General features: G+C 55.1%; 15 protein-coding genes, 3 tRNA genes and 1 pseudogene. 7 read left to right on the forward strand and 12 right to left on the reverse strand.

The window, feature by feature from the left end:
* Window positions 1-15: 15 nt before the first annotated feature.
* The 7 genes and pseudogenes from hflX to nnr all read right to left on the reverse strand — a co-directional run bounded on the left by hflX (window position 16) and on the right by nnr (window position 7,921).
* Window positions 16-1,295, reverse strand: a pseudogene (gene hflX / locus EL098_RS19945) (ribosome rescue GTPase HflX).
* Window positions 1,296-1,370: 75 nt separating this feature from the next.
* Window positions 1,371-1,682 carry an RNA chaperone Hfq gene (gene hfq, locus EL098_RS19950; protein WP_008453608.1) on the reverse strand — a complete coding sequence of 104 codons (312 nt, stop codon included), beginning with the start codon at window positions 1,680-1,682 and terminating at the stop codon, window positions 1,371-1,373.
* A gap of 101 nt (window positions 1,683-1,783) precedes the next feature.
* Complete coding sequence (miaA, locus tag EL098_RS19955) at window positions 1,784-2,728, reverse strand: tRNA (adenosine(37)-N6)-dimethylallyltransferase MiaA (protein ID WP_126357769.1); 945 nt, start codon at window positions 2,726-2,728, stop codon at window positions 1,784-1,786.
* The gene (gene mutL, locus EL098_RS19960; RefSeq protein WP_126357770.1) at window positions 2,721-4,595 is read right to left on the reverse strand and encodes a DNA mismatch repair endonuclease MutL; all 1,875 of its coding nucleotides are present in this window, start codon (window positions 4,593-4,595) and stop codon (window positions 2,721-2,723) included. Before mutL ends, miaA begins: the two co-directional genes overlap by 8 nt.
* A gap of 9 nt (window positions 4,596-4,604) precedes the next feature.
* A complete protein-coding gene (gene amiB, locus EL098_RS19965) occupies window positions 4,605-5,930 on the reverse strand; it encodes an N-acetylmuramoyl-L-alanine amidase AmiB (RefSeq protein ID WP_126357771.1) in 1,326 nt (441 codons plus the stop codon).
* 13 nt (window positions 5,931-5,943) lie between these two features.
* The gene (tsaE, locus tag EL098_RS19970; protein WP_126357772.1) at window positions 5,944-6,405 is read right to left on the reverse strand and encodes a tRNA (adenosine(37)-N6)-threonylcarbamoyltransferase complex ATPase subunit type 1 TsaE; all 462 of its coding nucleotides are present in this window, start codon (window positions 6,403-6,405) and stop codon (window positions 5,944-5,946) included.
* A gap of 4 nt (window positions 6,406-6,409) precedes the next feature.
* A complete protein-coding gene (gene nnr, locus EL098_RS19975) occupies window positions 6,410-7,921 on the reverse strand; it encodes a bifunctional ADP-dependent NAD(P)H-hydrate dehydratase/NAD(P)H-hydrate epimerase (RefSeq protein ID WP_126357773.1) in 1,512 nt (503 codons plus the stop codon).
* On the opposite strand from nnr, the gene queG reads away from it, so the two are divergent.
* Window positions 7,920-9,059 carry a tRNA epoxyqueuosine(34) reductase QueG gene (queG, locus tag EL098_RS19980; protein ID WP_126357774.1) on the forward strand — a complete coding sequence of 380 codons (1,140 nt, stop codon included), beginning with the start codon at window positions 7,920-7,922 and terminating at the stop codon, window positions 9,057-9,059. The genes nnr and queG overlap by 2 nt on opposite strands.
* Before the next feature lie 271 nt (window positions 9,060-9,330).
* On the opposite strand, the gene EL098_RS19985 is transcribed toward queG, so the two are convergent.
* From EL098_RS19985 to orn, 4 genes are all read right to left on the reverse strand, one after another.
* Window positions 9,331-9,406 (reverse strand) — tRNA-Gly (locus EL098_RS19985).
* Window positions 9,407-9,442: 36 nt separating this feature from the next.
* Window positions 9,443-9,518 (reverse strand) — tRNA-Gly (locus EL098_RS19990).
* Between the two features lie 36 nt (window positions 9,519-9,554).
* Window positions 9,555-9,630, reverse strand: a tRNA-Gly gene (locus tag EL098_RS19995).
* Window positions 9,631-9,815: 185 nt separating this feature from the next.
* On the reverse strand, window positions 9,816-10,361 hold the full coding sequence (gene orn / locus EL098_RS20000) for an oligoribonuclease (protein WP_126357775.1): 546 nt from the start codon (window positions 10,359-10,361) through the stop codon (window positions 9,816-9,818).
* Window positions 10,362-10,474: 113 nt separating this feature from the next.
* On the opposite strand from orn, the gene rsgA reads away from it, so the two are divergent.
* From rsgA to mscM, 3 genes are all read left to right on the forward strand, one after another.
* The gene (gene rsgA / locus EL098_RS20005; protein ID WP_038476238.1) at window positions 10,475-11,530 is read left to right on the forward strand and encodes a small ribosomal subunit biogenesis GTPase RsgA; all 1,056 of its coding nucleotides are present in this window, start codon (window positions 10,475-10,477) and stop codon (window positions 11,528-11,530) included.
* 78 nt (window positions 11,531-11,608) lie between these two features.
* Entirely contained in the window at window positions 11,609-12,568 is a 960-nt protein-coding gene (gene asd, locus EL098_RS20010; RefSeq protein ID WP_126357777.1) for an archaetidylserine decarboxylase, read from the forward strand.
* Between the two features lie 66 nt (window positions 12,569-12,634).
* Entirely contained in the window at window positions 12,635-15,973 is a 3,339-nt protein-coding gene (mscM, locus tag EL098_RS20015; protein ID WP_126357778.1) for a miniconductance mechanosensitive channel MscM, read from the forward strand.
* Between the two features lie 48 nt (window positions 15,974-16,021).
* On the opposite strand, the gene EL098_RS20020 is transcribed toward mscM, so the two are convergent.
* Window positions 16,022-16,912, reverse strand: a complete 891-nt coding sequence (locus tag EL098_RS20020) for a LysR family transcriptional regulator (protein WP_126357779.1) — start codon at window positions 16,910-16,912, stop codon at window positions 16,022-16,024.
* A gap of 105 nt (window positions 16,913-17,017) precedes the next feature.
* Between EL098_RS20020 and EL098_RS20025 the strand changes: the two genes are divergently transcribed.
* The 3 genes from EL098_RS20025 (at window position 17,018) to EL098_RS20035 (ending at window position 22,948) form a co-directional block, all read left to right on the forward strand.
* Window positions 17,018-17,719 carry a pirin family protein gene (locus EL098_RS20025; protein WP_126357780.1) on the forward strand — a complete coding sequence of 234 codons (702 nt, stop codon included), beginning with the start codon at window positions 17,018-17,020 and terminating at the stop codon, window positions 17,717-17,719.
* A gap of 1,141 nt (window positions 17,720-18,860) precedes the next feature.
* The gene (locus EL098_RS23615) at window positions 18,861-21,500 is read left to right on the forward strand and encodes a glycosyltransferase (RefSeq protein ID WP_232012248.1); all 2,640 of its coding nucleotides are present in this window, start codon (window positions 18,861-18,863) and stop codon (window positions 21,498-21,500) included.
* On the forward strand, window positions 21,500-22,948 hold the full coding sequence (locus tag EL098_RS20035) for a radical SAM protein (RefSeq protein WP_126357782.1): 1,449 nt from the start codon (window positions 21,500-21,502) through the stop codon (window positions 22,946-22,948). The genes EL098_RS23615 and EL098_RS20035 overlap by 1 nt, the downstream gene beginning before the upstream one ends.
* Window positions 22,949-22,951 lie beyond the last annotated feature (3 nt).

The raw sequence follows: 22,951 nt of genomic DNA on the forward strand, positions 1-22,951 counted from the left end.
CCGGTTTGATTGCGTCTAAACGATGTAATCCGCCAGAGCCGGTTCTTGTTTACACAGGCGACGCCAGTCCACGATAGGCATACGGACTTCTAATCCCACGCAGCCGTCCTCCTCTGTCCACTCTTTTTCTATTGCCTGAAGCTGATAAAAACGGCTCCGTAAACGCCCTGCCTGAGGGGGTAAACGCAGCGTATGCTGCGCAATTTCACCAGACAAACGCTCTGTCAGAGCCTGGAAAGCAGTGGGACACCGGCACCGGTCTGGGCGGAAAGCCAGACGCGGATCGGCACATTCTCGTCGTTACGATCGATGCGCGGTTCAAACTCGTCCAGCGCATCGATTTTATTCATGACCAACAGGCTGGGAATTTCATCCGCCTCAATCTCTTCCAGTACGGTATCGACTGCTGCAATGTTTTCCTGCATCCGGAAGTCGGCCGCGTCAATCACGTGTAACAACAGCGTGGCCTGACGAGTCTCCTGCAAAGTGGCTTTAAACGCCGCGACCAAATCATGCGGCAGGTGGCGAATAAAACCGACAGTATCTGCCAGCACGGTTTCGCCCACGTCGGCGACGTCAATACGGCGCAGTGTAGGATCGAGTGTGGCAAATAGCTGATCCGCGGCATAAACATCGGCCGCGGTAATTCTATTAAATAGCGTGGATTTACCGGCGTTGGTGTAGCCCACCAATGAAATCGTCGGCACATCTGCTTTATTACGTGAACGACGTCCCTGCTCGCGCTGTTTTTCTACACGCTCTAAACGCGAGAGGATCAGCATAATACGGTTGCGCAGCAGGCGACGGTCCGTCTCAAGCTGAGTTTCACCCGGACCACGTAAACCGATCCCGCCTTTCTGGCGCTCAAGGTGGGTCCAGCCGCGCACGAGGCGGGTCGCCAGATGGCGCAGCTGAGCCAGCTCAACCTGCAATTTACCCTCATGGGTACGTGCACGTTGGGCAAAAATATCTAAAATTAACCCGGTGCGGTCGATAACACGGCACTGGCACAGGGCTTCCAGGTTACGTTCCTGGGCGGGGGATAACGCATGATCAAACAGCACAACCGACGCCCCAGTGGCCTTAACGGCCTCGGCAATCTCAACGGCTTTGCCTTCACCAACGAAATACTTTGGGTGCGGGGACTTGCGGCTACCGGTTACCACCTGTAGTGCTTCGACACCGGCTGAAGAGACCAGGGATTCAAACTCCGCCAGGTCCTCCATGTCTTTGTCTTGCGAAAAATAGATGTGAACCAGCACCGCCTGCTCACCGGCATCATAACGGTCAAACAAGCGTATAACCTCTCAAAAAGACCAGCGGGGAACGCAGCTGAACTGGTCCCCCGACCGGGAAAACAGCAAGCGACCTTATTCGGTTTCTTCGCTGTCTTGTTGCGGCGCAGAACCAGCCTGCGCGCTGCCGCCGTGATGGTAGCCGCCAGAGCCGCCGGTACCGGTGTTATTGCTATGATGAGAAACCGGACGAGACGGAACAACGGTAGAAATCGCGTGCTTATAGACCATCTGACTGACCGTGTTTTTCAACAGGATCACGAACTGATCGAAAGACTCAATTTGACCTTGCAGCTTAATACCATTCACCAAATAAATAGAAACTGGAACACGTTCACGACGCAGTGCGTTCAAGAACGGATCTTGTAAAGATTGCCCCTTAGCCATTCTATCTTTTCCTTATATGTTTGTTGTTTGTCACTCAAGAGCGATTAACTCTGAAAAACTGCGTAAAAATTTGCGCACGCTGACGCTTCAATTGTACACATTCACCCATGCTTAGCACTAACAACCTGTAGCACTTCGCTGTATGCCTGCTCCGGTTTTTCACTGTCTAACCAGTGAACCCCTTCCCAGCCACGCAGCCAGGTCATCTGGCGCTTAGCCAACTGACGCGTCGCGCAAATACCTCTATAAACCATCTCGTCGTAGGAAGTTTCCCCTGCCAGATAAGACCACATCTGGCGGTAACCCACACAGCGGATGGAAGGCATCTCCGTATGCAAATCTCCGCGAGCAAAAAGCGCCCGCACTTCTGCTTCAAAACCTGAAGCCAACATCTGATGAAAACGCTGCTCAATTCGCTGATGGAGCAGTTCACGGCTCGCCGGGGCGATGGCGAACTGATGCACCTGATACGGCAGAGCTTCTCCTGACGTTTGCGTGAGTTCCGTTAAAGTTTTACCCGAAATGAAAAAAACTTCCAGTGCCCGGGAAAGCCTTTGCGGATCATTTGGATGAATCCGGGCAGCGGCAACCGGATCAATCTGTTCCAGTTGACGATGCAGCGCATTCCATCCTTGCTCTGCCGCCTGTTGCTCTATCTTTGCCCTGACTTCCGGGTCCGCCGACGGGAGTGGCGAAAGCCCTTCCAGCAGCGCTTTAAAATAGAGCATTGTTCCACCGACCAGCAGCGGAATACGCCCGGCGGCGGTAATTTCAGCCATTTCGGCCAGCGCGTCGCGGCGAAAATCTGCCGCAGAGTACGCCTGAGCCGGGTCAAGCAGGTCCAGTAGCCTGTGCGGCGCCTGGGCCAGCTCCTGTTCCGTTGGCTTAGCGGTACCGACATCCATCCCTCGATAGATGAGGGCCGAATCCACGCTTATCAACTCTACCGGCAAAGTTTTACGCAAATTAATGGCAAGAGCCGTCTTGCCGGAGGCCGTTGGCCCCATTAAAAAAATCGCCTGTGGCCGTTTTTTATTTTCAGTCATCTTTCAGGGCGTTCATCGCCGATTGTAAATCAACAGGTTGCAGCAAACCGCCGGGGGGGGATTTCACCAGTTGCGGGCAGAGACGTTCAACGTCCGCCAGCAGCGCAATCGCCTGGGACTGGCTCCACTGCTCATGATCGCTCGCCAAATGGCGGGCAATCCACAGCGCCAGCTGGCCCGACGAGACATCAGCCTGTTGCGCCAGGTATCCTGGCAGTTCGTGAATCAAGATTTGTAAATTTTGTTTCCGTAAAGGTAAAGGTACCGTGCGAATTGTTATCTGTCGGGCATCGGTATCGAATTCGATCCCCATCCCTTTCAAAAGCGCCTGGTATTTAACCAAAACATCGTGTTCTTCGCGGCTGACTTTCAGACGCAGCGGAATCAACAGCGGCTGAGCCCGAAGCCCTTCGCTCCCAGGCGCCAGCTGCGCCTGTTTTAGCCACCGTTCGGCCACCACCAGCGACAGCAGGAAAAGTTTCCCCTGCCGCTCAAGTAAGGCCTTATCCGGCGGCAAAACCGTTAACACCCGGCCAAAGCTTTGCGAGTGGCCTTCAAGCGCGGCGGGTTCTTCAGCACGTGAAGCAGGTGCAGGCTCAGCTTCCGGCGTCTCCAACAGCTGGCGATACAGGGCACCCTGCTGCTTCTGGTAACCCGGTGCGGCATGGGGCCAAAGCGGCGTTCCCCCCGTCTCACCGGAACGACCGCCGCCTGTCGGGGTTGAAGAAGCCTGGCGCGGCGCTTCACGCGGCTCGCGCTGGGCGGCAGGACCTGCAAACTGATTACGCCCGGCGGCAACCCGGTTTTCCGGCTGCCATCGCTCAGTTGGGGTTTCTGCCGTGTCCTCCAGCGCCAGGGCATTCTCCCCCTGCTGCTGAAGCACGCTGATCACGCCCTGGTAGATAAAGTCATGCACCAGCCGCGACTGGTGGAAGCGCACTTCGTGTTTGGCAGGATGAACGTTAACGTCCACCTGATGCGGATCAATCTCCAGGTACAGCACAAAAGCCGGCTGCTGATCCACGCCCAGCTTGTCTTCACAGGCCTGACGGATGGCATGGTTAATTAAACGGTCACGCATCATGCGTCCGTTCACGTAACAATACTGGATCTCCGCTAAAGCTGAGGTGGTTGTAGAAGGTTCGGCTACCCAGCCACGCAGCGTCAAATCGCCGTGCTGCCACTCAATGGCCAGAGCCTGCTCAAGGAACGGTGTACCGCAAATTGCACCGAGGCGACGCTCGCGCGGAGCGCCCTCCTGCACCGCACGGTACTGACGAATCATTTTACCGTTGTGGTTCAGCGTAATAGCAACGTCGAAGCGCGCCAGCGCAATGCGGCGCACAACTTCATCGATATGGTTAAATTCGGTTTTTTCGGTGCGCATAAACTTGCGTCGCGCAGGCGTGTTGTAAAACAGATCTAGGACTTCAAGCGTCGTCCCGACAGGATGTGCGGCTGGCTTGACCGTCACGTCCTGGTCGCGCCCTTCGGCGTAGGCCTGCCAGGCTTCGTTTTGCTCTGCCGTACGCGAGGTCAGGGTCAGGCGGGAAACCGAGCTGATGCTGGCCAGCGCTTCACCGCGGAAGCCGAGGCTGATAATCGCCTCGAGGTCATCCAGGGAGGCGATTTTACTGGTGGCATGGCGGGCCAGCGCCAGCGCCAGCTCCTCCTGCTTGATACCGCAGCCGTTATCACGAATGCGGATAAGCTTCGCGCCGCCGCGCTCGATATCGATATCAATGCGCGTGGCGCCAGCATCAAGACTGTTTTCAACCAGCTCTTTCACTACCGACGCAGGGCGCTCTACCACCTCGCCAGCGGCGATCTGGTTCGCAAGCTGCGGCGGCAGAACCTGAATCGGCATGTTAACTCCTTAATTAGTCGCCGCGACCTGCTGCGGCGAACCCAGCTGAGTTCGGGCAGTTTGCTCATTCGACGGAGCAGACTGCAGCGGATGCTCGCGGAAGTAATTACGCAGCCCCTCATAAATGGCCTGCGCAATTTGCTGCTGATAATTGTCGCTGCCCAGCAGACGCTCTTCGGCGCTGTTGCTGATAAAGCCCGTTTCAACCAGCAGCGAAGGGATATCCGGCGAGCGTAAGACGCCCAGGCTAGCATGCTCAGGGCGACGTTTATGCAGCGAGCCTACGCGCTGAAGCTGAGCCAGCACTTTTGTCGCGACATCATACCCGACGCGCTGGGAATGACCGAACTGCAAATCCAGCACGGCCTGGCTGAGGTAAGGATCCGCCTGGCTGTTTGCCAGCACGTCCCCCGCGCCACCCAGCAGCTCGGACTGCTTCTCATGCTGCTCCAGCCAGCCCGCCATCTCACTGTTCGCTCGACGGTTAGAAAGCACCCAAACGGAGGCCCCGGTGGCATCCCGATTCGGCGCGGCATCCGCATGAATTGAGACCAGCAGGTTTGCATTCTGCTTACGTGCCACGTCGGAACGGCCCATCACCGAGATAAAGTAATCGCCATCGCGGGTCATCACCCCCCGGAACATCGGATCGTCGTTGAGCAGGACTTTCAGCTTGCGGGCAATAGAGATAGTGACGTTCTTTTCCTGAGTGCCGCCAGGGCCAATCGCACCAGGATCCTGACCGCCGTGACCGGCGTCAATAGCCACCACCACGGTATCTGACGCGCCGCTATTTTTCGCGCGGGCCGCCGGGCGGATCACGGTATTCGACCCGATGACGCCGGTGACCTGCTGAGGTTTAAAAGGATTACGGGCCGGATCGGGTGCCTGAACAGGCGCCACAGGCTCAACCCGCTTAGCCACCGCTGGCGGTGGAGGCGGTGGTGCATCAGCGTTAATCGTAAAGATAACGGTATAACTGGCGCCGTTTTGCTGTTTCACGGCGCGGGTTTTGCCGGGCTGGGTTAAATCGACGATCAGGCGCAAAGATTGAGCGTCTTTTGGCTGCCCGGCGCTGATACTTTTCACCAGGTTGCTGCCGCTAAACTGCAGCGGCAAGCCGCGAATCACGCCGCTTTGCTTGATATCCAGCGCGACGCTTCGTTTGCTGTCCTGTGAAAAAGTATATTCCGGATCGCCCATAAAACTAAAGGTAATACGCGCCTGATTCTCACCGTTTGAAACCTGAATATCCGACAACGCGGCCGCCCCCGCTTGTGCACAGCACAGCAGCAGGAATCCGGCCATCAACCAACCTTTCACGCGATAGATCATCCCGTCATCCTTGCTATTTGGCTAACCGCGCCAGTAACGCTTCACCAGATGAGGAAACGGCGGAAATGCGAGCTTCACGCCCTTGCGCCTCGTAGCTCAGGTGAATTTCGACATCCGGGTCCGGGAGCACACCTGTCCCCTGCTGCGGCCATTCCACCAGGCAAATTGCGTCGTTGGTGAAGTAGTCACGGATCCCCATAAACTCAAGCTCTTCCGGGTCAGCCAGGCGATAGAGGTCAAAGTGATAGACCATCAGATGCTCAAGCTGATACGGTTCGACCAGCGTATACGTTGGGCTTTTGACGTTGCCTTTGTGGCCCAGCGCCTGCAAGAAGCCGCGGCTAAACGTGGTTTTCCCTGCGCCAAGGTCGCCATAAAGGTAAATCACCGTCGCGCCTTCACAGGCTTGCGCCAGGCGCTCGCCCAGCGCTAAGGTTGCCGCTTCTTCAGGTAATGCAATAACTCGATTCATCATGGCTTCAGGTATTCAAATCCGGGTTAACAAACAGGTAAAGCGTTGAAAGCAGATCGCTCGCCAGCATACCGCGCATGCCCCGCTGGCGGGCTAAAACATCAGCCGCCGCGCCGTGAGCCACGCAGCCCGCACAGGCAGCATCATAAGGGGTAAGCTTCTGTGCCAGCAATGCGGCAATGATCCCCGACAGCACGTCCCCCATTCCACCGCTTCCCATCCCGGCGTTGCCCACGTCGATAATGCCCAGCCGATCGTGGCTGGCGACCAGCGTGCCGGCACCTTTTAAGACCACGGTTCCGCCATAACGTTTAGCCAGACGCCTTACGGCAAGTAAGCGGTCACTCTCAATTTGTGACACAGCGCAATTAAGCAGCCTTGCCGCTTCGCCAGGATGGGGCGTAATCACGCGATTCTGACGTTTATCCGGGTTGATTGCCAGAAGGTTAAGCGCGTCCGCGTCCCAAAGCATCGGTTTGCGGCTGTTTTCAACTTTCTGCAGCGCCTTTTTGCCCCATTCCAGCTGCCCGAGCCCAGGGCCAATCGCCACCACATCCGCCCATTCAAGCGATTCATCAAGCGATTGCGGAGTAAGTTCGTGAACCATTAGCTCGGGGCAAGCGGTAAGCAACGGGGCAACGTTTTCTGCGCGGGTGAGTACCCGAACCAGGCCGGCCCCGGCACGCAACGCAGCCTCACCGGCCATGCGAATGGCTCCCGCTGTACCGCTGTCTCCGCCAATCAGCACCAGTCGCCCGTTATCCCCTTTATGCGACGTAGGCCGCCTCGGTTTGATCCAGTCGGCAAGCTGCTGAACGTCAAAACGGGAAATCGGCGCTTCCTGCCCCTTCAGCCACGGTTCAAGCCCCAACGCGGCAAAATGCAGCCTGCCAACAACATCCCTCGCCTTGCCCGTTAGCAGACCGGGCTTGAGGGCGATAAAAGTCACCGTATCCGCCGCCTGGACCACAGAGCCGGGCACGGCGCCGGTTTCTGCCAGCAGCCCGGACGGGATATCCAGCGCCACCACCGGCGCAGGATGCTCATTCATCTGGCCGATAAGCCGGGCGATATTGTCGCGAGGGGCGCTGTTTAAGCCAATGCCCAGCAGGGCATCGACAATCAAATCGACATCAGCAGTCCAGACCTTATCAGCATCGTGTGGCACGCCGCCCGCATTAAGCCACGCTTCGCGTGCCTGGCTTGCCTCTTCGGGTAAGGGCTTGTCGCTTTCTACGGCCAGCAGCGTCACCTGAAGACCAGCCGCCTGCGCCAGTCGGGCAACAACGTAGCCGTCGCCGCCGTTATTCCCGTTTCCACAGACAATCAGCCAGCGGCGAGCTTCCGGGTAACACGTTCGGGCTGTCTGAAATGCGGCCTCGCCGGCACGCTGCATCAGCTCGTAAAGCGTGATGCCAAGGTTGTCGGCGGCATCCCTTTCCGCTTTACGCAGCCAGTCCGCCGGCCACACCGAATGTGGTATACTTTTGGCGTACTTTTTCAGGTTATGGTCCGTCATGTCACAGCCCCTCGATTACAATCAGTTAGCGCAAAATATTAAACAGTGGGGCAAAGATCTTGGCTTCCAGCAGGTCGGTATTACCGATACCGACCTCACCGCCAGCGAGCCAAAGCTGCAGGAGTGGCTCGATAAGCAATATCACGGTGAAATGGACTGGATGGCCCGACACGGCATGATGCGCGCACGCCCACACGAGCTGCAGCCCGGTACGCTCAGGGTCATTAGCGTCCGCATGAACTATCTTCCCGCTAACGCCGCCTTCGCCTCAACGCTGAAAAACCCGCAGCTCGGGTACGTCAGCCGCTATGCGCTGGGGCGTGATTACCACAAAGTCTTGCGTAACCGCTTAAAAAAGCTGGGAGAAATGATTCAGTCCCACTGCTCCACGCTGAATTTTAGACCTTTTGTCGACTCCGCGCCGCTTCTTGAGCGTCCGCTGGCGGAAAAAGCCGGGCTGGGCTGGACAGGTAAGCACTCACTTATCCTCAATCGCGAGGCCGGCTCGTTCTTCTTTCTCGGTGAACTGCTGGTCGATATCCCGCTGCCGATTGACTCTCCCGTCGAAGAGGGCTGCGGCCGCTGCGTAGCCTGCATGACAATTTGCCCGACCCAGGCCATCGTCGAGCCTTACACGGTAGATGCGCGGCGCTGTATCTCTTATCTGACCATCGAACTTGAAGGCGCCATTCCGGAAGCGTTCAGGCCGCTTATCGGCAACCGCATCTACGGCTGCGATGACTGCCAGCTCATCTGCCCGTGGAACCGCTATTCGCAGCTTAGCGAAGAAGATGACTTTAGCCCGCGCAAAGCGCTCCACTCCCCGCCGCTGACCGATCTGTTCGCCTGGAGCGAGCAGCACTTCCTGCGCGTGACGGAAGGCTCAGCCATTCGCCGTATCGGGCATCTTCGCTGGCTGCGTAATATCGCCGTTGCGCTGGGCAATGCGCCCTGGGATGAGGCCAACCTGGCGGCGCTTGAAATGAGAAAAGGTGAGCACCCACTTCTGGATGAGCACATTGAATGGGCGATTGCGCAACAATTAGCCAGACGAAGCGAGCAGGCCGTAGAGGTTCAGCTGCCGCAGAAACAGCGGCTGGTGAGGGTGATCGAAAAGGGGCTGCCACGCGACGCATGATATGTCCACAGCGTGTGCATAAAATTCAAAAAGGCTTTGTCATTCAAGCATCAAAATTTCTGCAAGTATTACATTAATATTTCGAAATTAAATTAAATCATTAATTATCAACAACTTAAAATATTGATGTAAAAAACATTACATTTGTAGAAGCGGAGCAGAGGGACAGGCGCCTGTGGATAAGTCTGTTTATAGTAGTATTGCAAGACAGCAAAATACCGTCCGCGACGCCTGTCGGCGCTGTGGATAATTTGTACTTGAGAGGAAAATTTGGAGCGGGAAACGAGACTCGAACTCGCGACCCCGACCTTGGCAAGGTCGTGCTCTACCAACTGAGCTATTCCCGCTTGGGTGGTGCGTGGCTGTAAAAGCCAATCAAATTTTGGAGCGGGAAACGAGACTCGAACTCGCGACCCCGACCTTGGCAAGGTCGTGCTCTACCAACTGAGCTATTCCCGCTTGGGTGGTGCAGGCTGTAAAAGCCAAATCAAATTTTGGAGCGGGAAACGAGACTCGAACTCGCGACCCCGACCTTGGCAAGGTCGTGCTCTACCAACTGAGCTATTCCCGCTCTGTGTAACGCTGCAAATTCTGCATCGGTACGGGAGGCGCATTATACGAGAATTCGTTTTTGTCGCAAGCCCTCAAACGTTTTTTTTCGCGTTTTTTGTCTGACTGCTGGTTAAATCGTCAAGATGATTATTTTATCGTCGCGAATGGCTATTTTCCCCTCACCTTGCGATGAGGGGACTGTTTTTAAAGCTTAATAAAATTCTCGCGGTAGTAAGCAAGCTCCGCCACCGACTCGCGAATATCGTCCATCGCCTGGTGAGTCCCCTGCTTTTTAAAGCCAGGCAGAATTTCCGGCTTCCAGCGACGTGCCAGCTCTTTCAGCGTGCTGACGTCGAGATAGCGATAGTGGAAGTACGCCTCCAGCTCCGGCATGTACTTAAACAGGAAGCGACGATCCTGCCCAATACTGTTACCGCAAATAGGAGAAGTGTTCGCCGGCACCCACTGCTGCAGAAAGGCAATCGTCGCCTGCTCCGCCGCGCGATCGTCAAGCGTGCTGGCTTTCACCCGCTCAACCAAACCACTGGCGGTATGGGTACGAACGTTCCAGTCGTCCATCAGCGCCAGCTGTTCATCAGACTGGTGTACCGCGATGGTGGGCCCTTCTGCCAGGATGTTCAGGTTGGCATCTGTCACCAGGGTAGCAATCTCAATAATGCGATCCCGTTCAGGATCGAGACCGGTCATTTCTAAATCAATCCAAATCAGATTGTTTTCGTTTCCACTCATGCTATTTTCCACCCTTCTTGTGCGCAGCCCACCCTTGACGATGGGTTAAATCGTATAAAATAGTGTGTATCATAGAGGTTTTGCCCTCCAGGGGCGACCAGGAGCCAGTACGCTTGAGCAAAAATAAACTCTCCAAAGGGCAGCAGCGCCGCGTCAACGCGAACCACCAGCGTCGTCTGACAAAAACCGTGGAGAAAGCCGACTACGACGATGCCCAGTTTGGTGAACCGCGCGAAGGCACGGTCATCAGCCGCTTTGGCCAGCATGCCGACGTTGAGTCCCATGAAGGCACGGTACACCGCTGCAACATTCGTCGCACCATTCGTTCGCTGGTCACCGGCGACAAGGTGGTCTGGCGCCTGGCGAAAGAGGCCGCCGAAGGCGTCTCTAAAAAAGGGATCGTTGAGGCGGTGCATGAGCGCACCTCCGTACTCACCCGCCCGGACTTTTACGATGGCGTGAAGCCGATTGCGGCAAACATCGATCAGATCATTATCGTTTCGGCCATCCTGCCGGAGCTGTCGCTGAATATTATTGACCGCTACCTTGTAGCCTGCGAAACCCTCGACGTTGAGCCACTGCTGGTGCTGAATAAAACCGATCTGCTGGATGACGAAGGCCGGGCCTTTGTTAACGAACAGATGGATATCTACCGCAAGATTGGCTATCGCGTGCTGATGGTCTCCAGCTATAAAGCGGAAGGCTTAAAAGATCTTGAAGCCGAGCTGGTTGGGCGCATCAGCATCTTTGCCGGCCAGTCCGGCGTGGGGAAATCTAGCCTGCTGAACAATCTGCTGGGCTTCACCGAAAAACAGATCCTGGTGAACGACGTTTCCGACGTTTCCGGCCTCGGACAACATACCACCACCGCCTCACGTCTTTATCACTTCCCGGGCGGCGGCGACGTGATTGACTCCCCCGGCGTGCGTGAGTTTGGCCTCTGGCACCTCGAGCCTGAACAAATCACCCACGGATTTGTCGAATTCCATGACTATTTAGGCCGTTGTAAATACCGCGACTGCCGCCACGACAACGATCCAGGCTGTGCCCTGCGCGAGGCCGTGGAGAAAGGCGAAATCGCTGAAACGCGTTTCGAAAACTACCACCGTATTCTGGAAAGCATGGCGCAGGTAAAAACGCGTAAAAGCTTTTCTGATACTGACAACTGACAATTAAGCTGGGCATCGCTAGAATCGCCCCTTTTCTGTATCGGCCCATCTATCAGGGCATTTAGCCAGGAGGCTATTTTGTTAGACAACATTAAACTTTCGCTCCAGTACCTTCTGCCAAAACTGTGGCTGACTCGCCTGGCGGGCTGGGGCGCAAGCAAACGTGCTGGCTGGCTGACCAGGCTGGTTATCGATCTGTTCGTCAAATACTACAAAGTGGACATGAAAGAGGCGCAGAAGCCGGACACCGCCGCTTATCGCACCTTTAATGACTTCTTTGTGCGCCCGCTTCGCGACGACGTTCGCCCGGTAAACACCGATCCAAACGTGCTGGTGATGCCTGCCGACGGCGTGATAAGCCAGCTGGGCCGCATCGAAGAAGACAAGATCCTGCAGGCGAAAGGCCATAACTACAGCCTGGAAGCGCTGCTGGCGGGTAACTACCTGATGGCAGATCTGTTCCGTAACGGCAGCTTCGCCACGACTTACCTTTCTCCACGCGACTATCACCGCGTACATATGCCGTGTAACGGTATTCTGCGCGAAATGATTTATGTGCCGGGCGATCTGTTCTCCGTGAACCATCTGACCGCGCAAAACGTGCCAAACCTGTTCGCCCGTAACGAACGCGTTATCTGCCTGTTCGACACCGAGTTTGGCCCGATGGCACAAATTCTGGTCGGGGCTACCATTGTCGGCAGCATCGAAACCGTCTGGGCCGGCACCATCACTCCGCCGCGCGAAGGCGTTATCAAGCGCTGGACCTGGCCTGCCGGCGAAAGCGAAGGCGCAGTAGCGCTGCTTAAAGGCCAGGAAATGGGCCGCTTCAAGCTGGGCTCCACGGTGATTAACCTGTTCGCACCGGGCAAAGTCAACCTGGTCGAGCAGCTGAAAAGCCTGTCAGCGACGAAAATCGGTGAACCGCTGGCCGTTTCTTCCGAGCCGGTTATCGAACCTGAAGTCCCGGTGAGTGAAATCCCTGCCGATACTCTGGCCGCCGAAGCAGACACCCCGGAAGCGCCAAAAACCGCAGAATAATGTCGAACAACAGGCAGCTGACAGCCAGTTGCCTGAAAGTTCCCAGCAACGTTATAGGTAACTGACGTGCGCCTGATTATCACTTTTCTGATGGCCTGGTGCCTCAGCCTGGGGGCGTATGCCGCAACAGCGCCCGATGCAAAACAAATCTCGCAGGAGCTGGAGCAGGCTAAGGCCGCCAAAAACACGCCAAACCAGGCGGAGATTGTGGAAGCTCTCCAGTCGGCGCTGAACGCGTTAGACGAACGTAAAGCCTCGCTTGAACGCGCCGAACAGTACCAGCAAGTCATTGATAACTTCCCTAAGCTGTCGCAGACCCTGCGCAAACAGCTCACCAACCTGCGCGATGAACCTGACGAAGTGCCGCCAGGCATGAGCAGCGATGCGTTGAACCAGGAGATCCTGCAGGTCAGCAGCCAGTTGCTGGACAAAAGCCGCCTTGCCCAGCAGGAGCAGGAAAGAACTCGCGACATCAGCGATTCGCTAAGTCAGCTCCCTCAGCAGCAAACCGATGCGCGTCGGCAGCTCAACGACATCGAACGTCGGGCAGGCTCTCAACCGGGCGGCAGTACGCCCCTCGCCCAGGCCCAGCATTTCCTGCTGCAGGCCGAATCCGCACGCCTGAAGGCTCAGGTTGATGAGCTCGAGCTGGCCCAGCTTTCCGCTAACAATCGCCAGGAGCTGTCGCGCATGCGCGCCGAGCTGGCGCAAAAGCAGAGCACGCAGCTGGACGCTTATCTTCAGGCGCTGAGAAACCAGCTCAACAGCCAGCGCCAGCGTGAAGCAGAGCAGGCGCTGGAAAGCACCGAGCTGCTGGCGGAAACCAGCGCTAACCTGCCGCCGGAAATCGTCGAGCAGTTCAAAAACAACCGCGAGCTTTCTCAGGCGCTCAATCAGCAGGCCCAGCGTATGGACCTGGTGGCCTCCCAGCAACGTCAGGCCAACAATCAGACGCTGCAGGTGCGTCAGGCGCTGAATACGCTGCGGGAGCAGTCCCAGTGGCTGGGCGTCTCCAACGTGCTGGGTGAAGCCCTGCGCGCCCAGGTCGCCCGCCTGCCGGACATGCCAAAACCGCAGCAGCTGGATACCGAGCTTGCTCAACTGCGCGTAGAACGTCTGCACTATGAAGATTTGCTCAACAAGCAGGCGCAGCTGCGCCAGGTTCGCCAGGCTGACGGCAGCCCGCTGACGGCAGAGCAAAATAAGATCCTGCAGGCCCAGCTTCGCACCCAGCGTGAGCTTCTTAACTCCCTGCTGCAGGGCGGCGATACCCTGATCCTCGAGTTAACCAAGCTGAAAGTGGCAAACAGCCAGCTGGAAGACGCGCTGAAAGAGGTGAACGAGGCAACCCACCGCTACCTGTTCTGGACGTCAGACGTCAGCCCGATAGGCATCAGCTGGCCGCTGGAAATCGTGCAGGATTTGCGGCGACTGGTGTCGCTGGATACCTTCAGCCAGCTGGGGAAAGCCGCGATCATGATGGTGACCAGCAAAGAGACGCTGCTGCCGCTCTTCGGCGCGCTGATTCTGGTAGGTTTCAGCATTAGCTCACGTCGCCATTTCACCGCCTTCCTTGAGCGCTCCAGCGCCAGAGTCGGAAAAGTCACCCAGGACCACTTCAGCCTGACGCTGCGCACGGTATTCTGGTCAATCCTGGTCGCCTCCCCGCTCCCCGTACTCTGGGCAACACTTGGCTATGGATTGCAGGAAGCGTGGCCTTACCCTATCGCGGTGGCGATCGGCGACGGCGTGACCGCGACGGTTCCCCTGCTTTGGGGCGTGATGATCTGCGCCACCTTCGCACGCCCTACCGGGCTGTTTGTGGTGCATTTTGGCTGGCCGCGCGAGCGCGTTGGCCGGGCAATGCGCTACTACATCATGAGCATCGGCCTGATAGTGCCGCTGATCATGGCGCTGATCATGTTCGATAATCTCAACGACCGTGAATTTTCGGGCTCGCTGGGCAGGCTTTGCTTCATCATGATTTGCGGCGCGCTGGCTATCGTTACGCTCAGCCTTAAGCGCGCCGGGCTACCGCTCTATCTCGACAAACAGGGCGACGGCGACAACATCGTCAACACCATCCTGTGGAACCTGCTGCTCTGCGCGCCGCTGCTGGCGATTCTGGCGGCCATCGTCGGCTATCTGGCGACGGCTCAGGCGCTGCTGGGCCGTCTGGAAACCTCCGTTGCCATCTGGTTCCTGCTGCTGGTGATTTATCACATCATCCGCCGCTGGATGCTGATTCAGCGCCGTCGTCTGGCGTTTGACCGCGCTAAGCATCGCCGGGCAGAAATCCTCGCCCAGCGTGCGCGGGGAGAGGAAGAGACTGCGCACGCCAACAGCACCGAAGGTTCCGTAGAATCTCTGGATGAACCGGAAGTCGATCTCGACACTATCAGCGCCCAGTCTCTGCGCCTGGTTCGCTCTCTCCTGACGCTGGTTGCCCTGCTGTCGGTGATTGTGCTTTGGTCGGAGATCCACTCGGCCTTTGGCTTCCTCGGCAACATTACGCTGTGGGACGTGACCTCCACGGTGCAGGGAGTAGAGAGCATTGAGCCGATTACGCTGGGCGCGGTGCTGATTGCTATCCTGGTGCTGATCATCACCACCCAGCTGGTACGTAACCTGCCCGCCCTGCTGGAGCTGGCCATTCTTCAGCACCTGAACTTAACGCCCGGCACCGGCTATGCCATCACCACCATTACAAAATACCTGCTGCTGCTGATTGGCGGTCTGGTTGGCTTCTCAATGGTGGGGATTGAGTGGTCCAAGCTACAGTGGCTGGTTGCGGCACTCAGCGTGGGGCTGGGCTTCGGTTTACAGCAGATCTTCGCCAACTTCGTCTCTGGCCTGATTATTCTGTTTGAGAAGCCGATACGTATCGGCGACACGGTGACTATCCGTGACCTGACAGGCACCATCACGCGAATTAACACGCGCGCGACCACCATCAGCGACTGGGACCGGAAAGAGATCATCGTGCCGAACCAGGCCTTCATCACCGAGCAGTTTATCAACTGGTCGCTTTCAGACTCAGTCACGCGTGTAGTACTCACCATTCCGGCACCGTCAGAAGCGAATACGGAGGAGGTGACCCAGATCCTGCTGGAAGCCGCGCACCGCTGCACGTTGGTGCTCGATACACCTCAGCCGGAAGCCTTCCTGGTCGATCTCCAGCAGGGGATCCAGATGTTCGAGCTGCGTATTCACGCCGCGGAGATGGGACACCGTATGCCGCTGCGCCACGAAATCCATCAGCTGATTCTGCAGGGCTACCGCGAGCACAACATCGAGATGCCGTTCCCACCGTTCCAGATGCGTCTGGAAAGCCTCGGCGGGCAGCGCAGCAGTAAGACGATTAAATCTGCGGGCAGAGCCGCCAGAACGCCCGGCAGCCTGTAATTTTAAAGAAGGGAAGGAAAAACGCGTTGGCAAAACCAACGCGTTTTTTTATTTGAGCAGCTTGGGAAGCTCACGCAGGCACCAGGCTTTGGCCTCGCCCATGCTGTCGCGACGCCACGCCATGATGATGTCAATCTCGTTGGTGTATTCCGGGCTGACAACCCGTAGACGACCTTCGGCAATATCCTGCTCGACCATCGGATAAGGCATCGTGGCGACGCCCAGCCCGGCCAGCAGCGCCAGCCTTTTCTCTTCGATAGAGCTCACCGTCAGGCGCGGCTGCTTGTCCAGCAAGCGCACCGTGAGCACCGGCCTTTCACGGGCGGTATCCGCTACGGCCACGCCGCGGTATTTCACACGGGTCACCTCTGAAAGCGGCTCCGGCTCCAGGTGGATCGGATGGTCAGGCGCAGCAACATAAACGCTCATCACTTTGTACAGCTTGCGGGAATTGATCTCCGACGAGCTGCGGAAGTGCATATCCGGGGCGATAACAATATCGGCCCTTCCCTGCTCAAGTCGCTCCCACGCACCGGCCAACACCTCGGTAAAAATCGATAACTGGGTATCGGCTTTCTCTGCCAGCTTGTCGACCAGCGGGAACAGCTTTTCCGTCGGCACCAGCGCTTCGGTAACGATGGTCAGGTTGGCCTCCCAGCCTCGCGCCAGCGCTTCGGCATCGGTCGTCAGCTTATCTGCCGCCTCCAGCAGCACGCGTCCTCGTTCCAGCAGCATACGCCCAACGTTGGTGAACTTAGTGCGGTGGCCCGAGCGGTCAAACAGCACAACATCCAGCTCTTCCTCTAATTTTTGCATGGTGTAGCTGAGCGCAGACGGCACCCGCCCCAGCTCATCGGCCGCCGCGGCAAAACTGCCGCGCCTGTCAATTGCATCCATGACCCTTAACGCTTCCAGCGTCAACGCTCTCTCTTTCGACATTTCGTTCTCATTCAGGAAATTTGAACATACCGAGCAGATTAACTGGCTAACAATGCAGCGTCCAGACCCTTACCATGGGTTTAGTGTAAAGAGAGGTCAAGAATTATGATTACGACAAGAACAGCCAAACAGTGTGGTAAAGCTGACTACGGATGGCTGCAGGCTCGCTACACCTTTTCTTTTGGACACTATTTCGACCCGAAATTGCTGGGCTACGCCTCGCTGCGCGTGCTCAACCAGGAAGTTCTGGCGCCCGGCGCCTCGTTTCAACCGCGAAGCTATCCAAAGGTAGACATCCTCAACCTGATTCTGGAAGGGGAAGCTGAATATCGCGATAGCGAGGGCAACCATGTCAAGGCCAGCGCAGGTGAAGTGCTGCTGCTGTCGACTCAGCCCGGCATCAGCTACAGCGAGCACAACATCAGCAAAGAGAAATCGCTGACGCGTATGCAGCTGTGGCTGGACGCCTGCCCGGAACGTGAAAACCCGCTGGTACAAAAAGTGCCGCTGGAAGGCACCTCGCACCAGTTGATTGCCACGCCAGACGGCAGCCATAATAGCCTGCAGCTGCGCCAGCAGGTGTGGATCCATCATATTGAGATGAAGAAAGGCGAACGGTTAAGCTTCCAGCTTCATGGACCTCGGGCCTATCTGCAGTCCATTCACGGCACGGTACACGCGGTGACATCAGCAGAAGAGAAGGAAGCGTTAACCTGCGGCGACGGCGCCTTTATTCGTGATGAAACGAATATCACGCTGGTGGCCGATACGCCGCTGCGGGGCCTGCTGATAGACTTACCGGTTTAATTTTACCCGCTGCCTTTTTCGCTCAGAAAGAGGCAGTTTCACTCTCATCTCCTGGTATTTCTCCCCAGCGTTAATTCTGCAGGAAAGGTTGCCCTGTTCCTGAATAATGGGTTCTGCGCTTTATCGTTTCAGCTAATGGCCAGCTGCAGGCCATCTTTAAAAATCATTAAATTTGAATAGCGCAACATCATCACCTAACTCTTTCAAAAATTTCGACAAATTCATATTCGACATTTAATCCGCGCGTGTAGACCATCGGTTCCGATGCTGTAAAAGCCCTATATAGTAAGTAAATATTTAATGGCAACGTAATCCCTATGCCTTACTATTTGTCATGATTTAAATAATACATCAATATTAATAAGAGGTTACCAACACTGGAGGCAAGTTTTGCTCTTCCCATATCAAAATTAAGGACTCAGCCTGTCAGTTGAGTTTCTTTTCTTATTTTAAAGCGAGAAGTTGGGTTAAATATTTCGCGCATATCGTTTTTTTGACAGCCAGAAAACCCACCTTAGAACGAGCAAATTCACCGACACCTGGGAACATTCCCAACTTTCTCCAGCATTCTTAAATGGATATCTAAACATTCATCAGGCATTTTATTCAAAAGGCCGATAAGCAATATTAATGTGGATAAGGTTATTAAAACTAAAGCTTTAAAAACTAAAATATAATATGTGATAGCGCTCACCAACTGGAACGTTCCCGCTTTACGATAAAAAAAAGAGAGGTTTAAGATTGCCCGGTCTTTTAAACCACTTGAGGATCTCATCATTAATAAAAAATAATCAGAAACCTGACGTCATAAATTAAGAATAATCGCAGGAAAGATATACCGGTAACATTATAAAACCGGCGAACAGCTTTACCCTAAAAATAATAATGCAGCACCTATAAAACGCTAAAGCGTTTAACTATCCAGCAAGCTTATTCTTGCCGGCACTTTGACACATACAGCACTTGAAAGTCCGCGCCACAGAGGACGCTGACAAGCTTTTCAACTCTGCCGGTTCTGAATGGCCCCGACGCAATCCAGTCGAGGTGATTCAGGGTTTATCAATTGCTTGCAACAAAGTTAGCGGAGCCGTTTCGCTTCAAAGGAGTCGTCACCATGGACGTCTATGGTCAAAGGTACGCAATGTTCATTTCGTTTGATGCCGTCGCCGTGTCGGGTATTACGGTGGAAGCATTAAAAGTTTCGCAAAACCTTAAACAGAAAGGCATAAAGTCATATCTCGATCTCGGCTACGACATCAAAGTCGACAAAGGCAACTTTAATAAGCCTTACGGTCACGAGCCCGAGATTTATCGCGATGCGTTTACCTTAACGCGCATCCCCGATATTACGTCGGTCCCTAATTATTCTCCGGAGTTTATTGATAAAGCTCACAGCGTGCTTATCAGCGAAAGACTTTCGGTTTCACTCGAAGAAAAAAATGAAATCATCAGCGCCGTTGAAGAGTCGGCTCAGGCTTTAGCCCAAAGAATTTTGCTTCAATGGGAACAGCTGCGTATTTGTACCGTCATTGTCGAAAACGGTACGCTGCCAGAAAATATTATTTACACCCGAGCACTTTATCTCGCTATCGAACAATACGGCCATCGCCATCAGCTCGGTAATTTCGTTATCTGGCGCGATCATGACCTGATGTGGAACAGCGAGAAAAACATCATGAAGTATGGTTTACCGCCGTACACCCATGCCGTTAAACCCGTAAATTCCCCCTTTATTAGCTACGTTACGCTGAATAACGATCTTAAAGAGAAGCTCGAGCACTGGTGCCAGCGTGAAGTGAATATTCACGTGGTGAAAAATACCTACAGTTTTAGCGGGCGGCAGGCGCTGAAAAACATTCGGCCATCGCTGAATATCCCCGCGCAGGACATGGTTATTGCCCGCACTACGCGCATTATTCCGCAGAAACGTCTGGATCGCGATGTGCTGCTGGTTCAACGCCTTAACCATCTCTTCAGAAAGCACAATATTGATAAAACGGTGTGGCTGTTGATAGCCGGCGATACCCGCGAACACGCCACGCATGCGAGCGAACTTGAGCAGTTAGCGCACGACCTGGACGTTGCGTCCTGCGTGAAGTTTCTTGGCCCGCTGCACCATAACTTTATGCCGATGAGCCAGGGAAAAATCACTATCGAGGATCTCTATCATTCCTGCGATCTGGTCTCATTCCTCACCTCCTGGGATTACGACAGCTACGGAAACCCCATTGGTGAGGCCATCAGCAGTCATCGCTGCTACATCACCACTCGCTATGAATACTACCCGGAAGTCTACGGCCAGCACGGCTTTGAAGCGCCGGTCATGCCCATCTCGGACGGCAAAGACGGCCTGCCTGACGAGGCCTTTATCAACGAAGTTTTTTTACTGCTGACCAATAAACCGCAAAGGGATCATATTGCCGCGAAAAACTTCGCCATCGGCAAAAACATCCTCGCCAACAACGTGATGGACATTCTTAATATCACCGCCCCAGGAGTAGATATGCGCGATAACATTTTCGTCTCGGTTGTGCTGCCTGTTTACAATGAAAGCGACCGAATTGATGAGGTTCTGGCCTCGCTGTTTGATCAACAAACTCATGGCCGTTTGATCACCCATGACGCCTATGAAGTGATTATTGTCGATAACAATTCTCATGATGATTCCGTTGAAAAGATAAACCACTTCAAAGAAAAACATCCAGGCATGGATGTTCATATCATTCAGGAGAAAATTCAGGGCGTCTCTTCCGCGCGTAAATGCGGTATGGATTACGCCGCGCTGCGTTCGCGGGCGCGTGACGCCAGGCTGGGGAAAAGCAATAAACACTACATTGTTTCCGCCGACGCCGACTGCACCGTTGATCCTTACTGGCTGCATACCCTGATAGAGAAAATGATTGCCGACGACGGCGATCTCGGCACCTGCAATTACTACTACAACCACGATGCATTCAAGCAGCGGCCAAACCTCTACCGTGAAATACAAAAAACGCTGCGCTGCCGCGACGTCTCCTTTTCGCTGTTTGGCGGCTTCCCGGATGGAAAAGGCTTCGCCGTTGAGCGCGGCCTGTATGAAAAAGTGGGCGGCATCGAAATCTTTTATCAGCTGGAAAAAGGTCGCTTCGTTGAACACCTTTCCGACGACTGGGATTTCGGCATCAGGATCATCGCCTGGGGCGGCAAACCGGTTTACGCCAAAGAGTCCTTTGTAGAAATTAACAGCCGCCGCGTGGATACCATTATTGACGATGTGATTAACGGCATCGCCTACGGCAGCGACGGCATCATTATCATGAAAGACGTTCGCCCGGACGTCTCAATCCAAAAAAACACGCTAATTGACCTCACCGAGGAGCAGGCTAAACAGGGCTGGGAATACTCTATCAAGGACTATATCCCGAAAAATATCGTCCTTCCGGCGCTGCTGAATCCGCACATTTTGCTGGAGAACGAGCGGGTACGTGACTTCTTCACCCCGCAAGTTGCGGAGCGGCTCTACCAGCGCATTCACGCCATTAAACGTGAGATGAGCATCATCGATTTCAAACCCATTCATAGCTACAAAACGCCGGCCTACCGGCTCTACTTCGAGTTTCGTCACGAGATATTCGCCGCGCTGCGCAACGCGGTCGGGGAGGATATTGGCTACGCGCCGCCTCTGCCAGCCTGTTTTGACAGCGTCGAGGAAAAAGATTTCGAACGCTTTGTCTGGTACTTCTGTGAAGATCGCGAGTCCGGCGAAGCGCATAACTACTTTGCCAACGGAGGGGTGTTCTGATGAATACCGAAGCTCTCGCGTCATTAAAAGATCTCGACCCGGCTTACCCTGTTCCGGCGGTTTACTCTTTCCTTTCCGATCCGGAGAACCAGGCTTTTCTGGACTACGTCCATAAAGATCCTTTTGGCTGCCATGTTTTCCCCGGCGACATCGAGAACTATCCGCTGGAGTCGTTCTTTGCCGATATGGAACACGATATTCGTGAAGCGAAGCAGATCCATCTTTGGGCCTATATTCCGACCTGCCGCTACCGCTGCCACTTCTGCCAGTACCCGACGGTGATCCTGAACCCTAAATCACCTTCGGCCGAGGGCGTATTCCGGGATCTGGTGGACTACAACATCAAAGAAGCGAAGATGTGGCTGGAAAAAGTGCCGAGCCTGTCAAAAGCGGAAATTGGTGAATTCAACATCTTCGGCGGCACGCCTTCCCTGCTCCCGGAACCTGAGCTGCGTCGGCTGATGGATTTCTATTACACGCACTTTAATTTCTCTGCGGCAACGCTGCGCTTTGAAGGTGAGCCCGGAACATTAAACCGCGAATACATCGGCATTTTGAAAGAGCTGGGCTTTAGCAAAATCAGCTTCGGCACCCAGTCCTTTAACGACGCCATCATTGCCGCCTGCGGCCGCCAGCACACCGCTGATGAGTGCGAAGAGACTATTCGCAGCGCTCGCGAACAGGGCATCGACTGGGTCAGCGTCGATCTTATCTACGGCATGCTGGGCCAGACCGTGGATGACGTGAAGTACGACATGGAGCGCACCCTTGAGCTCGATCTCTCCCACGTGGTCTGCACCAAGCTGCACATGGAAGAATTCATGAAAACGCGCACCGGCGTTTCAGGCGAGCGCGAGAGCCTTTGGCAGAAAAAAGGGCTGATCAACATGAACAGCATGACCTTCCCCGGGCTTGGCAAGCAGTACCAAATGCGCGAGCTGGTCGAGAAATACCTCAATAAGGGCTATCGCGAACACCCCACGATGTATTTCCACCAGAATCATCTGGAGGCTGAAAAGTGGAAGGGCCTGATCACCGATCTGGATAAGCAGTATCCCGAAGTCGCCATTGGCCTGGGCGGCAGTTCGAAATGCACCCGCGCCGAAGCCATCAATATCACCGGCTATAAGCAATATAAGCAGTACCTGGACGAAGGCCGCCTGCCTATCGAAGAAAGCCACGGCATCTCGCCAGAGCAGCGCGAAGTCAACGCCTTCAAAATGGCGCTCTCCACGCTGATCCCGGTTGACGACGCCGTGTTCTCAGGGCGCTTTAACGGCAAAAGCTTCTTTGAAAACAGCATTATCAGGCCGACGCTTGAAAAGCTGCAGGCAAAAGATCTCGTGGTTATTGAGCAGGGCGTGGTCACGCTTACGCCCATCGGCATCACGCTGGTTGAAGCCATCATTAACACCCAATTCACCGCAGCCGACGCAGAGCAGGAGTAACCC

This window comes from Cedecea lapagei (assembly GCF_900635955.1).
In the GTDB taxonomy this organism is placed as follows: domain Bacteria; phylum Pseudomonadota; class Gammaproteobacteria; order Enterobacterales; family Enterobacteriaceae; genus Cedecea; species Cedecea lapagei.